The 15,604-nt window shown below is 44.3% G+C and carries 13 protein-coding genes; 7 read left to right on the top strand and 6 right to left on the bottom strand.

Annotated features, from left to right (window positions below; genetic code table 11):
- The first annotated feature begins 18 nt into the window (after positions 1-18).
- Positions 19-402, top strand: coding sequence for an SMU1112c/YaeR family gloxylase I-like metalloprotein (gene gloA2 / locus ACYX4N_RS03370; protein WP_476055610.1), 384 nt, complete (start codon positions 19-21; stop codon positions 400-402).
- 69 nt (positions 403-471) lie between these two features.
- Here gloA2 and ACYX4N_RS03365 read toward each other — a convergent pair whose 3' ends face one another.
- Together ACYX4N_RS03365 and ACYX4N_RS03360 are read right to left on the bottom strand one after the other, a co-directional pair.
- A complete protein-coding gene (locus ACYX4N_RS03365; RefSeq protein WP_474804162.1) occupies positions 472-1,287 on the bottom strand; it encodes a mechanosensitive ion channel family protein in 816 nt (271 codons plus the stop codon).
- Between the two features lie 140 nt (positions 1,288-1,427).
- A complete protein-coding gene (locus ACYX4N_RS03360; protein ID WP_476056413.1) occupies positions 1,428-2,645 on the bottom strand; it encodes an MFS transporter in 1,218 nt (405 codons plus the stop codon).
- Positions 2,646-2,981: 336 nt separating this feature from the next.
- Here ACYX4N_RS03360 and ACYX4N_RS03355 point away from each other — a divergent pair, with 336 nt between their 5' ends.
- A complete protein-coding gene (locus ACYX4N_RS03355) occupies positions 2,982-4,931 on the top strand; it encodes an alpha-amylase family glycosyl hydrolase (protein WP_476055609.1) in 1,950 nt (649 codons plus the stop codon).
- A 371-nt stretch (positions 4,932-5,302) separates the two neighbouring features.
- Positions 5,303-5,530 (top strand): hypothetical protein, encoded by a 228-nt coding sequence (locus ACYX4N_RS03350; protein ID WP_474856526.1) that lies wholly within the window; start codon positions 5,303-5,305, stop codon positions 5,528-5,530.
- An 81-nt stretch (positions 5,531-5,611) separates the two neighbouring features.
- Here the strand turns inward: ACYX4N_RS03350 and folE are convergent, their stop codons facing one another.
- Positions 5,612-6,295: a GTP cyclohydrolase I FolE gene (gene folE / locus ACYX4N_RS03345; RefSeq protein ID WP_474804153.1), complete on the bottom strand. Its 684-nt coding sequence runs from the start codon at positions 6,293-6,295 to the stop codon at positions 5,612-5,614.
- 162 nt (positions 6,296-6,457) lie between these two features.
- Here folE and folM point away from each other — a divergent pair, with 162 nt between their 5' ends.
- The 3 genes from folM (at position 6,458) to ACYX4N_RS03330 (ending at position 9,255) form a co-directional block, all read left to right on the top strand.
- Positions 6,458-7,165, top strand: coding sequence for a dihydromonapterin reductase (folM, locus tag ACYX4N_RS03340; RefSeq protein WP_474804150.1), 708 nt, complete (start codon positions 6,458-6,460; stop codon positions 7,163-7,165).
- Between the two features lie 145 nt (positions 7,166-7,310).
- The gene (locus ACYX4N_RS03335; protein WP_476055608.1) at positions 7,311-8,375 is read left to right on the top strand and encodes an agmatine deiminase family protein; all 1,065 of its coding nucleotides are present in this window, start codon (positions 7,311-7,313) and stop codon (positions 8,373-8,375) included.
- On the top strand, positions 8,362-9,255 hold the full coding sequence (locus tag ACYX4N_RS03330) for a carbon-nitrogen hydrolase (protein ID WP_476055607.1): 894 nt from the start codon (positions 8,362-8,364) through the stop codon (positions 9,253-9,255). Before ACYX4N_RS03335 ends, ACYX4N_RS03330 begins: the two co-directional genes overlap by 14 nt.
- A gap of 105 nt (positions 9,256-9,360) precedes the next feature.
- On the opposite strand, the gene ACYX4N_RS03325 is transcribed toward ACYX4N_RS03330, so the two are convergent.
- The 3 genes from ACYX4N_RS03325 to ACYX4N_RS03315 all read right to left on the bottom strand — a co-directional run bounded on the left by ACYX4N_RS03325 (position 9,361) and on the right by ACYX4N_RS03315 (position 13,992).
- A complete protein-coding gene (locus ACYX4N_RS03325) occupies positions 9,361-10,410 on the bottom strand; it encodes a Gfo/Idh/MocA family protein (protein WP_476055606.1) in 1,050 nt (349 codons plus the stop codon).
- 178 nt (positions 10,411-10,588) lie between these two features.
- Positions 10,589-11,293 carry a ligase-associated DNA damage response endonuclease PdeM gene (pdeM, locus tag ACYX4N_RS03320; protein WP_476055605.1) on the bottom strand — a complete coding sequence of 235 codons (705 nt, stop codon included), beginning with the start codon at positions 11,291-11,293 and terminating at the stop codon, positions 10,589-10,591.
- Positions 11,294-11,481: 188 nt separating this feature from the next.
- Positions 11,482-13,992: a ligase-associated DNA damage response DEXH box helicase gene (locus ACYX4N_RS03315; protein WP_476055604.1), complete on the bottom strand. Its 2,511-nt coding sequence runs from the start codon at positions 13,990-13,992 to the stop codon at positions 11,482-11,484.
- Positions 13,993-14,290: 298 nt separating this feature from the next.
- Between ACYX4N_RS03315 and ACYX4N_RS03310 the strand changes: the two genes are divergently transcribed.
- A complete protein-coding gene (locus ACYX4N_RS03310) occupies positions 14,291-15,502 on the top strand; it encodes a DUF418 domain-containing protein (RefSeq protein WP_476055603.1) in 1,212 nt (403 codons plus the stop codon).
- The last annotated feature ends 102 nt before the right edge of the window (positions 15,503-15,604 follow it).

Raw genomic sequence — 15,604 nt, 5'->3', positions numbered from 1 at the left:
CACTAGTAAGGAAATAGCATGCTAAAAGGCTTTCACCATGTTGCTATTATTTGTAGTGACTATCCCCGTTCAAAAGCGTTTTATACCGAGGTGTTAGGGTTCTCCATCATTGACGAAAATTACAGAGAAGCCAGGGACTCATATAAATGCGACCTTGGCCTGCCTGACGGTAGTCAAATTGAGTTATTTTCGTTTCCAGGGGCACCGCAAAGACCTTCGCGCCCGGAAGCACAAGGGCTTAGACACTTGGCATTTAAAGTAGACAACCTTGATGAAATGTTTGATCACTTAACTAACAAGCGTGTGGAATGTGAGCCGGTTAGGACCGACGAATATACCGGTAAGCGCTTTACGTTTTTTCAAGACCCTGACGGGTTACCGCTAGAACTTTACGAATTATAAAAAAATGCAGAACGGCTGAGTGGCTGTTCGGCATTTATCTGACAATAAGTCTGCGTAGATTCCCTTGTCCTAGTCCAACATTCTAACTTCCCGTTGTGGGAATGGAATATCAATATTGTGCTGTTGAAGGGCATTAAAAACGGCTTGATTAAGCGCATAGCGCACTTCGAAATGCCTTGTCGCAGGAGCCCAAACTCGAACTCCAAAATTAATACTGCTGTCACCAAAATTATCGACACCAATAGCAGGTGTTTTTTCTGCACTAACACCGTCAACAGATGCAACTGCATGTCGAATTACTTCAATGACATTATCTACATTACTGGAGTAAGCAACGCCTATCTCGAGTTCTATAAGCATGTTTTCAGCAGAGTTATGCAAGATTTCCCCAACAATTAGCTTATTGGGAATCTGTATGTGCACGTTATCTTCATCAATAAGAATGGTATAAGGCAGCATGACTTGATCAACAACACCAGCTACGCCACGAACGCGAATAGTATCCCCAACGACAAACGGGCGGGTAATGATTATCGTAAAACCTGCGGCATAGTTTGCCAGCATGCCCTGAATAGCAAGACCGGCACCTAGCCCCACAGCGCCAAGTGCAGCAATTAAAGGCGTTACGCTGATACCCACATTCCCAAGCGCGATAATGATGACTATACCAAGTACTACCAGCTTGCATATACCACCGGTAAATCGGCTAAGCGTGATATCAATCTTCTTGCTCACCATGAGGTTTTCAACCACATGACCTATTTTATTTGCCACCCACCAGCCAAGTAAGAAAATGATAATGGCACCTACAATTTGGAAACTGTAGGTCACAGCAAATTCAACCAGCGTGTCGTAAAGGGCTTGGGCTTGTTTTAATTCATCCATGGGACGTTATTACAGATTGATAAATGAGGGAATATTGGGAAGCTTAAACAACAACGCTACGAAAAACCAGTGCCGAACATAAGTCCGGCACGTTTAGGTTAACTAACACCGCGAGCGACTAGCCTCGCGGTTATTTTCACTTAGTTAGCGTACTCACTCGCTTCAATTTCTGCTAAACGCACTTTGGTGGGGTTCTTAACGAAGTTATATACTAAGCCGATAAACAGCAACGCGGCAAAACCTGTGGCGACCATGAAGCCGTATTTTGCATCACCGCCGTTAGCGTCACTTACAAGCCCCATGATAAAAGGGCCAGCCGCTGCGCCAGCAGCAGTAAAGAACAATATAACTCCTGCCACACTACCGTGTTGATGTTTAGGGAAGCAGCTTATTCCCTTCGAATTGAACGTAGGGTAAATGACCGACATGAAAATACCTGTGAGTGGGAACAAATAAAGCGCGAGCTGCTTTCCACCCCATAACCCCAAGCCGAAGCACAGTACTATAGCGCCTGTAAACAACATCAACACCAACGCCCAGTTGAAGCGAGACATCATCCAAATTCCCAAGAAACGGCCTGCGGCACGCAAAATAAAAAATGCGGTTACCGAATAAATAGCCAAAGTCTGAGAAAACCCCTCACTGTAACAGTCGTAGGTCGCTTTAAGCGTAGTTGCGTCGCATACTAGGTAACTAGGCATCCACACGTAGATAGCACTCTCTGCCGCAACATATAAAAATGCGCCAATTGAAAAGCCTAACGCGTAAGGGTTTTTTACGAGTTTTAAGCTTTGCGCAATGGATACTTTATTTTCACCAGAAGACGTGTCACGAGAATAAGCCGGGTATTTGACCAGCAGCGCACCGACAATAAGAACAGTACAAACGCCGCCCGCAATAACGTAAAGCCATTGCCATGCTACCCCTTGATGGATAAGGTAGGCTACAATTAAAGGGCCTATAATCGCGCCAACACCAAAGAAAGCTTCTGCACCGTTCATCGTTGCAGTATGTTGTTTTGTTGAAGTTGAAATGTCACCAATAAGGGCCAGCGCACCTGTTTTGAAAATACCAACGGCCACCCCTGACAAGCTCATCAAACTAACAATCAACATAAAGTCATTAGCAATAAGGAAGCTGTAACAAGCTAACCCAAACAATGCTAACCCTATAATAATGGTTGGCTTACGACCTAACTTATCGGCTAGAAACCCCAAGAACAAACCAGAAAGGGCGATACCCAGCATAGGCAGAGAATGCATTAAACTTGCTTGCGCATTCGTGACGGAAAACGCCACCTTCACTTCTTTGATAATCTCGCCTACTGAATCTGATGTCATCGCAAACATCATAAACATTAGGTAGGTTAACCACCGGATAATTCTGCTACTACGGTCTTGGTTAGGCATAGTCAGTCTCACAACAGCGGCATAACGAAAATTTATATCCGTATGCACGTATAAAAAAACATGTCAGTTTTGACAAACAATAGATGTTTGAAGCACTGACTTATTTCACATATTTAGTAATTAAAAACGACGATGTAATAAATTTGATAACAAATTTAACATCTCATTTGGAAAAATTAACTTAATCGTTTAAGATGAAAGTTAACAGAATTTAAAAAGCCTGTAAACCTGTTAATTAGAATAGGTTCGCTAGCCCTTCAACCGCGTCATACTATGGAGTTTTCTATGAGCTACGCTGCCGATAGCAGTATGTGTTTAGAGCGCATCTTGGCATCTACCGATTTATCTGGACTTACCAAGAAAGATGCAACGACGTTTACCCAGCGATTAAAAGCGCATTTCCCTCGACTTTTTAAACATTATACCTGCGTCTATGGACATCAGTATGACTGCTATTTTCATTTACAAAAACTCATTGAAATATTAAGAGATGGGTTAAAAAGTCGAAAGCCAGCGCTTAAAAAGCTTGATAATGAAAGGCTAAAAGCTCCCTTGTGGTATCGCGACGAGCGACAGGTAGGCATGGCCTGCTATGTAGATTTAATGGGGCCAACGCTAAAAGACTTACACGATAAAATTCCTTATTTTAAAGCGCTAGGTGTAACCTATGTACATTTAATGCCGCTATATGACGCGCCGCAAGGCGACAGTGACGGCGGCTATGCTGTTTCGGACTACCGCAAGGTAAATCCCTCTTTAGGTACTGTAAAAGATTTGGAAAAGCTTTCGTCGGCCCTGCAAAAGGAAGGAATTAACCTGGTGCTAGATTTTGTGTTTAATCACACCTCTGATGAACATGCGTGGGCAAAAGCGGCATTAAATGGCGACAAGCAATATCAAAATTACTACTACTTATTTGATGACAGAACTATTCCCGATCAATATGAACAAACGTTAAGAGAGATTTTTCCTCAAGTTAGAAGAGGCAGCTTTACTTTTAACGAACAGATTGAAAAATGGGTTTGGACGACCTTCAACAGCTTTCAGTGGGATTTAAACTACAGCAACCCTGAAGTTTTTAATGCCATTACCTCTGAAATGCTATTTCTAGCTAACATTGGTAGCGCAGCGTTACGTTTAGACGCACTTGCGTTTATTTGGAAAGAAGTGGGGACCGACTGCGAAAATCAGGAGAAAGCACACGTACTGATTCAAGCGTTCAACTGCTGTTTGCAAATTGTTGCGCCAGCGGTGGTATTTAAGTCAGAAGCTATTGTTCATCCAGATGAGGTGCTGAAGTATATCGATAAAGATGAATGCCAGCTTTCTTATAACCCGTTATTAATGGCATTACTGTGGAACTCTCTAGCTACACGTAAAACACGCCTGCTTACACACTCTATGAAAAAGAGCTTCGCTATTTCAAACGAGTGTACTTGGGTTAACTACGTACGCTGTCACGACGACATAGGCTGGACGTTCGATGATGCTGTCGCTAATCAATTGGGTATAAACCCCTTCGATCATCGCTATTTCCTCAACCAATTTTATACTGGTCGCTTTGAGGGAAGTTTTGCTAACGGTGTGCCATTTGCAGAAAACCCAAGTAATGGCGATTGTCGTGTATGTGGTTCACTGGCATCGCTGTGCGGCTTAGAAGGCGCACTTAAAAACGGTGACGCACAAGGTATCGACGAAGCCGTTAAACGCATGTTGTTGTTATATGGAGTAACTTTCAGTATCGGCGGCATCCCTTTACTTTATTCCAGCGATGAAATTGGAAAGCTAAACGACTACAGCTACTGCAAAGACGAAAGTAAAAAGCATGACGACAGATGGGTTAATCGCATCGCGGTTAATGAAGAAGATACCGCATTGGCCCTAGGTAAGACAGCACCGTCTAGTGAAGCGGAAGTCGCGAGCCTTCGCGTATTTAAAGGCTTGCAAAAAATGATCGAAACTAGAAAACAGTATTCCGTTTTTGGCCAAGCTCAAACACATATATTAAATGCTGACAATCAACATTGTTTTGTTTTTATGCGCGAGAATGATGCAGGTGAAAAGCTCCTTGTTATCTGTAATTTCAGTGAACATGAGCAACAGCTTCAGCGTTCTCTATTGGCGACAGTCAACTGTACATCGACCACAGACCTGCTGTCAGGTGAAACTGTGACTATGGAAGCTGCACCTTTATTACTCGCCCCCTATCAGCAGCTATGGCTTTTGGCCAACTAACGCGACCTTTCATACATTGTGACCCACTCGTTGTACCCATCGCGGCGGGTGGGTTACCGCCAATAAAAATTAATTAGCTTCGAAGCCAACGACTTACGAAATAACCTTAAATTACACAGGCAGCAAAAGAATTACGGACTATACTTTAGTCGTGGATAAGGGTTATCCAAAATCTTTGTGAGATAATCCCGCAAGGCGGCTATTCAGCTTATTTACAGGCTAGTTAACGCGAAAGTAGCGCTTAACCGATGTGTGTGGTTTGTATCTTGCAGATTTTTAGCTTTTCTCTTTTAAAAGCTAAAACGTCGAGGTAATACAAATTACTTTTTCACACACTGGTTTTCGACTTACGTCATATGGATATGTAAAACATGGTAACGGATAAAGCTATGCAAAGTGTTAAAGCATTGGAATACATGTGCCCCTATTGCGGCGCAATTAATGATTTTCAACTAAACGCATCTCGAGACATGTACCTCGAACAACATGAGTCTTGTGGTTGTTGTAACAAAGTACTCAGTCTTATTCCCGCCGATGGTATTGGTGGCCGAATTAATCTTGTTGTTGACGCTTTAGATAGCGAACACCTTTTCAAGTAAGAAATCATGCTAGGTATCTACGAAAAAGCCGCTTTAAAAAGCGGCTTTTCTAATTTGTCTGTGAGGGCTTTCCCAACTTACTTAACGGAAAAACTCTCGTTTTAATTCACTGTCTGTTAAGAAACGGCCACCTAACGCTGACGTTTTCGTATAGGAATTAGTGTCTCGAATTCCTCTCGCTTTTACGCAATAGTGCGTAGCGTTAATACTTACAGCAACATCTTCTGAATTCGTTAATGTTTGCAGTGCAACTAACACCTGCTGCGTTAAACGCTCTTGTACCTGAGGACGTTGAGCAAAGAAGCCTACAAGACGGTTTATTTTTGAAAGACCAATCACCGTATCTTTAGGTATGTAAGATACTGTGGCTGTGCCATCAATGGTTACAAAGTGATGCTCGCAGGTACTTGTTAAGCTAATGTCAGATACCTGAACAGGCTGGTCTATCTGCATTTTGTTTTCAATAGCAGTAATCTTAGGGAACTTGCGGTAATCCAAGCCTCCAAAAATCTCATTGACGTACATTTTGGCAATACGGCTAGGCGTGTCGCACAAGCTGTCATCAGTAAGGTCAAGTCCAAGCGTGTCCATTACGTCACGCATAGCACTTTCAATTCGTTGGCGCTTTTGTTCGTCAGAAAGACCATTAGCCACCATAGGCGTTTCTAAACCCTTGGCTTCTAATGCTTCACGTACACGTTGTGCCGGCTCTGATATAGAGGGGTCTAGTGCATCACGCACAATTACCGCTTCTTTTGCTAACATTGCTTTATCCGTTGTTACTGCTTTTTTTGAACTGATACGCCTTTCAACTCGTAAAAGTTCGGTTATACGACAACATGACTTTTATTTAATGTTGTTGCTACCACACGTGCATTTAGCACGGAATAATAAAACTGTTACCTCTTAGAAAAGAAGGACACTATCTTGAACTCACCTGTACTGATAACAGGCGCCAGCCAACGATTGGGCTTAGCGATGGCCGAAAGTTTACTCGAACAAGGTCATCGCGTTGTTGTGACTTATCGAACGCATCGCTCTAGTATTGCAATGCTTGAAGAAAAAGGTGCAACAGTCTTACAGGCGGATTTTAGCACTGAGGCGGCTATTGATCGAGCAATTGATGAGATTAAGGCAATCAGTAAAACCTATCGAGGGATCATTCACAATGCATCAGATTGGGCTCAAGAGAAAGATAATGGTAATAAGCAACACTTAATGGAACGCATGATGATGATTCATGCGGTTGCTCCCTATCGCATTAATTTAGCATTAGAAGAAGCGCTGTGCGGTTGTGAAGAACAAGCTGACATTATTCACATGACTGATTATGTGCAAGATACCGGCAGTGAAAAGCATATGGCTTACGCGGCGAGTAAAGCTGCGTTGCATAATCTCACTTTGTCTTTTGCAAAAAAGCTGGCTCCAAAGGTGAAAGTGAATAGTATTGCACCGGCTCTACTCATGTTTAATGAAGGTGACGATGAAGCTTATAAACAAAAAGCAGTGAAGAAGTCGCTACTCGAAATAGTACCGGGTGCCCAAGAGGCTGTTAAAGCCATGCGTTATCTATTTGACAGCGACTACGTGACAGGCCAAACACTTCACCTTAATGGTGGGCGACATTTGAAGTGAAATTATAGCCTTTAAGCTAGGCTTACGTTTTAGGTGGTTTAAATTAATCGTCACCGCCAATTAATTTCATCGCCATTAGCCTTGGTCTGGTACTGCGGCATGGCTATAATCCACTCCCTATTTTAAAGCGACTTGGATTTCTACTATGAACGGCAACCGTATTATGGCGCCTGAATGGCACGACATTGATGCTGTTATGTTGGCATGGCCACATGCACAAACCGATTGGGCTCCATGGTTGGAAGAAGCAAGAGCAACCTACCTGAATGTGATTGCAGCAGTGAACCGCAATAACGCGGGTGTCATTTTATTATGCGCGCCAAGTGACGTTGATGATCTTAAGCCCCGTTTACCCGAAAATGCCCGAGTGCTTATTGTTCCTGCATCCTTTAATGATACCTGGATGCGCGACTACAGCTTTATCACGTGTAAAGACAGTGAAGGTAACGGCTCGCCCGTAGAATTTCGTTTCAACGGTTGGGGTAACAAGTTCAACGCTTCAGAAGATAACCTTGTCAATCAGCGTTACCTCGCCGCCATGTGCAATTCTGCACTGCGCAGCAGCCCTATTGTGGCTGAAGGTGGCGCGCTGGAAATTGATGAAGACGGACACCTATTAAGTACTGCTCAGTGCCTACTGAACCCTGAACGCAACGGAGATATGTCGCTAAGCGCTTACGAAGATACCTTTAAAGATATGCTGGGCTGCAGTAAGGTCACCATATTGCAGCATGGGCATTTAGAAGGCGATGATACTGACGGTCACATCGACACCTTAGTGCGCTTCACCCCGAGTAAAGGCTTAGTGATTCAAGCGTGTAACAACCGCCCTAATGATAGTCACTTCGAAGGTTTGAAGGCGTTATGTGAGGAGTGCGCCCTTGAATTGCCTGAACATAAACAATTTCATTTACCGCTGCCTCATATAGTAAACGATGAAGGAGATCGCTTGCCGGCATCGTACGCAAATTACTTGATTTGTAATAACGCGATTTTGTTGCCTGTGTATGGTGAAAAAGAAGATGCTGAAGCCATCGAGACTGTGCAAAAAGCACACCCCAATCATATTGTTGAACCAATTGATTGTAGTGTACTCGTAAGACAATACGGCAGCTTGCATTGTATTTCTATGCAAGTACCCATAGATACGTTAAAAGATTCGATTATCACCACCTTAAAGAAAGGAGTGTCATTACATGCGCCCAGCTAAGCTAAAAGTGGGTCTGGTACAACAGGCCGTTGCCGATAACGATAAAGCAACGAACTGGAATAAAAGTGCCGAGCAAATTGCCAAATTAGCGGCTGAGGGCTGCGAGTGCATTCTGCTACAAGAACTGCACAGTACCCTGTATTTTTGCCAGCAAGAAGATACTGACGCCTTTGATTTGGCTGAACCAATACCAGGTCCAGCGACAGACTTTTTTGGTGAGCTAGCCGAAAAGCACAATATCGTTTTAGTGACGTCGCTTTTTGAAAAACGCGGCTCAGGTTTGTATCACAACACCGCAGTCGTGTTTGACCGCAGTAAAGAAATTGCGGGCAAATACCGTAAAATGCATATTCCTGACGACCCGGGTTTTTACGAAAAGTTTTACTTTACGCCGGGCGATATGGGCTTCACACCGATTGAGACCAGTGTAGGCAAACTTGGCGTCTTGGTATGTTGGGACCAATGGTACCCAGAAGCAGCTCGCCTGATGGCAATGGCAGGTGCAGACTTGCTGTTCTACCCTACGGCTATCGGCTGGGATTTAACTGACACAGCAGAAGAGCGTAGCCGCCAACACGGTGCATGGGAAACCATTCAGCGCTCTCACGCTGTGGCAAACTCGGTACCGGTTATCGTGGCAAACCGTACTGGTTTTGAAGCGTCACCAGTTGAAGGTGACCCAGGCATTCAGTTTTGGGGACAAAGCTTTGTAGCAGGCCCGCAAGGTGAGATTTTGGCAAAAGCCGAAGCTGATGGTGAAACTACGCTAACAGTAGAGCTTGATATGGAACGTACCGAGCAGGTTAAGCGCATTTGGCCTTATTTCCGTGACCGCCGTATAGACGCCTACGAAGAACTAACCAAGCGCTGGCGCGACTAACCCAAACAAAGGGGTCAGAGTCAGCACTCTGACTCCCTCATTGTTTACTTCGGCTTTTGTAAGAGAGGTCAAAGTCTAAATGTCCCGCTGACTCTGACCCCATTTTTACACCATTTCTTTTTCACCGCCGTTTTTCGCTGAGCGATAAATAGCGTTTAGTAGCGCAATCGATCTACGCCCTTCAAATCCATCCACAAGCGGCTTGGTGCCGTTATCAAGGGCATTTAATACATCTTCGAAGTTTCTCTGATGCCACACGAAATCGATAGCGGATGGATCAGCCGCTCCAGCTCCCGCTTCATTTTCAGAAAGCCCATACTTGCATCTGATCTCTTCGTCTTCCTCACTTTCGTCAGCAAACTCCCAGACTCGAAATTTGTCGTCACTCATAAAAACAGAGCCCTGAGAGCCAGTGATTTGTATCTCTGCCGGATGACCGCTTTTAGACCAGCAAGCTGTTGAACCTTGAATAACGCCTAATGCTCCGTTTTCAAACTCTAGCATCGCAATTCCAACATCCTCCACTTCTATACCATCATGGGCCACCAGCCTGGTTTCTGCTCGCACAGACTTTACATCCCCCATTACATAAAGGAGTAAATCAATTGTATGAATTGACTGGTTCATCAACGCGCCACCGCCATCAAGCTTCCAAGTACCACGCCAGGCACCGCTTTCATAATACTCTTGGGTTCGCCACCATTTAATATAGGCATCTGCCATGGCAATGTTGCCGAAGCGCCCTGCTTCTAAAGCTTGCTTAAGTAACTGTGACGACGCATTAAACCGACGAGGGAAAATGCCCGCTAGTATCACTTTGTTTTCAGCACACACCGCAATCATTTCATCGACTCTGTCAGCTGTAACTTCCAGCGGCTTTTCACAAATGATGTGCTTGCCCGCTTTTGCGGCGGCGGATATAGGCTCTAAATGAAAGCCTGAAGGCGTACATATAGTAATGATGTCAATTTCAGGAGACGTTATAAACGACGTATAGTCGTCGTAAGGTGTACAGCTATGCTTTTGAGAGAACGCATTTGCTTTATCAATTGAACGTGAATAAATCCCTGTTAGTTCTGCATTGGGAATAGCGTGGATGGCCTGAGCATGAAAATCCGCAATCATTCCTGCGCCGACAATTCCGAATCGATACATTTTCCTGTTCCTTTTTTGTTCAGTTGAAAAAGTATATGGGAACTCAGCGCGCTAAACTAGGCTTAAAACAATGAGGGGGTCAGAGTCCTGACTCTGACCCCCTCACTGTTTACTTCGGCTTTTAGAAGGAAGGTCAATGTCTAAATGTCCCGCTGACTCTGACCCCATTTTTGGTGTGCTATATTTTGAAGACTATGCCGTCACAGAGCATGAAAACCTGACGGGTCGACTTGGGCAGAAGCGTTAGCATTACATCTTCGTCTATGTCTAACCCGCCGGTGAATTGCCCGAAGGCAGGCATCACAAATAGGCTGTTGTTGTTAGTAAAGCATTTACCAGAGTAACGGCGGCGAGAAATAGTGGTGCGCTTTTTAGGGTGATAGTGGCCGATAACTTGCGGTCGCTTTTCGTTGAAATCCGACTCATGCCTGAATACCATATTATCTAGCAATACTTCAAAGCATGGCGTGCCTGGAATGCCTTCAGGTAAATCAGGGTCATGGTTACCTTCAACCCATATCCACTCATTGACGCTATCAACAAGCCTACATAAATGCCGACGGTCATCAAAGGTCATACGAGACATGCTATGCTTGTCATGAAAGCTATCGCCTAGGCTGATTACTCGTTTAGGCTGGTAATCATCAATAATGCTTTCTAAGCGTTTAAGCGTGGCGGTGGAGTCTAAGCTAGGTATGGGGTTCGCATAGCTGCGTAAATAGCTACCTTTTTCTAAGTGAAGATCAGACACAATCAGCCAGTCGCATGCGGGTAAATATGCGACGCCACGTGCGTCTAATAACCACAAGTAGTCTGCATATTTCGTAATAGTGATATGGCGCTGACTGACTTTCTCCGTCAGCCACGCGTCGGTTATTGCCAAATTATCCTCTTTACTTTTCGTTTGTGAGTTTTTAGTACCTAGGTAACGCTGCTCGTTTATTTAGCGAAATATTATTAAGCTTTCCTGCTTAACGGACTTATCGCAAATGTTTGTTAAATAAAGCATTTGGCGAAAGGTACATCGTCAATATGGGAAAGCGAAGTTTAAATAGTCTATTTAGTCCCAACCTATTCAATGCTAGTCCCTGATAGCAGTGCGCGTACTTCGTCTAACATAGTTTCGGCTTCGGCGTATAAGTTAGCTTGCTCAATAATGGCCTGTGCGCCAGCGCCTTTTACTTGTTCACTGCGCACATCAAGCACTATAGGAATAGCCATGGGCGACGGTTTTTCAAGGTTCACTAATGTCGCTGAATCTACATACCGAATTAGTAAGTTAGCGAGTCGCCGTAAGTCGAGAAGCTCACGCTCAGCATCAGCCCGAGCTACTTTAAGTAATATGTGGTCACGGTCGTGCTCACGCAATGTATCGTAAATAAGGTCGGTAGAAAACGTTACTTGCTTCATGGTTTTTTGACTGGCGTGATAACGCTGTTCGGTCAACCCGCTAACTACCGCTACTTGCCTGAACGAACGCTTTAGCATAGGCGCTTGTAACATCCAATCTTCTAGCTCGTCGCCTAGAATATCCGGCTGAAAAAGCTGCTGTAACTGCCCTTGTGTGATGGCGTTCACTGATGCTACCGATAACCCGTAATCAGTCACACTGAAGCTCAGTGGCTTTATGCCCATTTTTTCCATTCGCCGCGTTAGCAACATACCTAATGTTTGGTTCGCTTTGCGACCGTCGAAGGTGTAGTACAAGGTATAGTGCGCCTGCCTAAATGGAAACTGCTCCACCAACACCTTTTCAGGGCTAGGTAACTGAGAAAACGCCTGCTGAAGCTTCAGCCATTCTTGTACCTGTGCGGGCAGTGCTTTCCATGATTTCTGAGTAGCCAGAATTGCCCGTACGCCTTCCGCCAAATAGGTAGATAGCGGCATTTGCCCACCCGCGTAGCTGGGTATTTTAGGCTCTTTGGCTTTTGCCGGCTTGGCGTGAAGTTGCATGTCACGGATTGCTTCAAAGCGCAGTACTTCTCCACCAAAATAAAAGGTATCTCCGGGCGTTAACTGCTGGGCGAAATATTCTTCTACTTCACCGATAATTTTGCCCTGATTCCCTCTTCTAATGCGCTTTACTTTGAGTCGTCCTGCCTCAACAATTGTGCCTATGTTTTGCCTGTGTCTTTGTATAACTCGTCGATTTGCAGGCGCAAAAGTGCCGTCGTCGTTTTGCGTTAAGCGCTGATATCGTTCATAAGCATTAAGGGCACTGCCTCCGTCTTGGGTGAAGCGCCACAGTTTATCGAAATCGTCTCTATCTAACCCTTGATAAGGCGTAGCGGTAAGTATCTCTTGATACAAGGCACCCGGGCTATCAGCTTTGCTACATAAACAGTTCAAGATAAACTGCGGAATGATATCTAGGGCTCCAGGCTGAGGGCTTTCGCCATCAAGTTCACCTTTTTCAATGGCCGTAATGGCCGCTTGGCATTCCAGCGCTTCAAAACGGTTGGCTGGTACAAGTAACGCTTCGCTAGGCTCATCTAACCTGTGGTTCGCTCGCCCTATACGCTGCAGCAATCGGCTCACACCTTTTGGTGCGCCAACTTGAATAACCTTATCCACGTCGCCCCAGTCGATACCTAACTCTAACGCAGAAGTACACACAATTGCTCTTAGCATACCGCTCGCCATCATAGCTTCGGTTTTGCGCCTTTGCTCTTTACTCAAACTGCCGTGATAAAGCGCAATGGGAAGCGCCGCTTTATTTGCTTCCCATAGCATTTGAAATAGAAGCTCGGACTGGGCTCGTGTATTGACAAAAACCAGCGTGGTCTGTGCATTTTCTATGGCCGCATAGATATCATCAATGGCGTAACGAGCCATAAAGCCACCAAAAGGCATGCGTGCTTTAGAGTGCAGCATCTCAACTTTTGGCTTCTCCCCAGCTTTTACTTTAATGATATTGGCAAAGCTGTCACTGCCTGCCAGCCACGCGCCCAAAGTTTCAGGAAATGCCACGGTCGCTGACAAACCTATGCGTTTGCAGCTTGGAGATAGCACGCTTAATCGCGCTAAGGCAAGAGATAAAAAGTCGCCGCGTTTATTCGCCATTAAGCTGTGGGTTTCATCGATTATCACGCGTTTTAGCTTGCCGAAAAGCTTATCGGCATCGGCGTAGCTCAACATCAGCATAAGGGATTCGGGGGTAGTAAGTAGAATATTAGGCGGCTTTTTACGCTGTCGCTGACGCTTATGAGAAGGCGTATCGCCAGTACGCGTTTCAGCAGTAATAGGCAACGACATTTCTTCAATAGGCTGCAACAGGTTGCGATGAATATCCTGAGTCAACGCTTTAAGTGGTGAAATGTACAGGGTATGCAAACCATTAAACCCACCTTGCTTACCCTTGTTTTTAGCTGAGTTTTCAGCTGATTCATTTACTTCATTTAACTCACTCAGCTCTACCAAACTCGGCAGAAAACCTGACAAGGTTTTACCCGCCCCTGTTGGTGCTATCAGTAACGTACAGTCATGTTTATCTTTTTCCACCAACATGGTCTGTTGATAATCACGTAGTTGCCAGCCTTTTTGCTTAAACCACTTAGCGAAAGCGCAGGGAAGTAATGTCATTTACAGTATCTGTTATGCCTTTTCCGCTTTATACGCCAATTCTTTAGTTAAGTTTATATACGCCAACACCTTACTTTTACCTTTGCAATAATCGTCAAAGCTCAGCGCCCAAACTCAGCGCCCAAACTCAACGCAATATAGCTTTCCTGAAAAAATAAGTATCTCCTGTACTTTTTATTTATCAGTGCATTAAAGTTATTAGCAATAGTTAATATTCGGATACACTTTAATTATCGACACTTCGAAAACGAGTACACTACACTCGTTAAACTACAAAATATGATTACAGGGAACGTAAATGCGAATTCAATCCATAGATGCCATTAGAGGTTTAGCAATCCTTGGCATTTTGTTTTTAAACATTGCATACCATCAAAACTTTCACACCGGCTACGCGTTTTTTGAAGAGCCACTTTTGTCAGATGAGATTATCTCGACACTTAGCGCGCTTTTCTTAGATGGAAGATTTCGCACCTTATTTTGCCTGTTGTTTGGAGCAGGTTTAGCTATTCAATTCGACGCTTGCCAAAAGCGAGGGCACAACTTTTTAGACTTTGCTAAATCTCGGCTTAAATGGCTATTTTTATTTGGGTTAATACATGGCGTGTTTATATTTGGCGGCGACATACTGCTTTATTACAGTTTTTGCGCCTACTTTGTACTAAAACACTTAACGTTAGACCAAGAAGCGCTTCGCACAAAAAGCATTAAATATTTAGTCGTGGGAAGCATCATTATGCTTGTTTTTGGCATAGTACTTACGCTTGGATACGACTACGGTGGCGCACTTCCACTTAGGTCTAGCGAAGCTTACGCCGAAGAGGTTACACAATGGCAAAGTAGTTATTTGTTCCAAATTGGCGTTCAAGCTTCTTTTGTTTTCGCTACCGTTATTGCAGCACCTTTTACCATGCTTTGGCAGTCGATGGGGCTTATGATGTTTGGTGCCTACCTTTATAGAAGCGATTTCTTTAACCTTGGCTTTTCTTCTACTGTATTTAAAAAAGTGGCTATAGTTGCCGTAGCCACCTCGGTTATTACTGTTATTCCTCAGATAATGTTTGAGCAAGTAACCTCAGATGTTATCCCTATGTTTACCAGTATTCCCGCTATTTTCTGTGCTTTTGCCTACGCTCATCTGTTAATCAAAGTAAAAAATACAACCACTTGGTGGTATCAGTCACTTATTAACTGCGGCAAGGTGGCGTTTACCCTCTATCTAACACAATCCATTGTTCTGGCTGTGCTGTTTCGTGTGATTATGCCCGCTTACTACCCCGAATTTGCCTATACCGTGACGCTGCTCGATTTGATGTTAATTACCCTTGCGCTCACAGCAATTCAAATGTTGCTGGCGAATTTTATAACTAAGCATTCTGAACAAGGGCCATTTGAAGCGGCATGGAGAAGGCTATACCTGCGCAGCTTTTATAAGAAGCAACAGAGCAAGCAAAACGACGGCTTAGTTGCAGAGCAAGAATTGGCGACAGAGGCAAACAAAACCTCATAGCTAACATCTGTACTAAAATACGTTATATAAATCCGATTCAACCAAAAAGGACCAAGGTAAAACCTGGTCCTTTGGCATATTGGCGTAACTATCTAGAATCTG

Source organism: Alteromonas sp. ABH4_452 (assembly GCF_056311825.1).
This window is presented reverse-complemented; position numbering and strand designations above follow the sequence as displayed.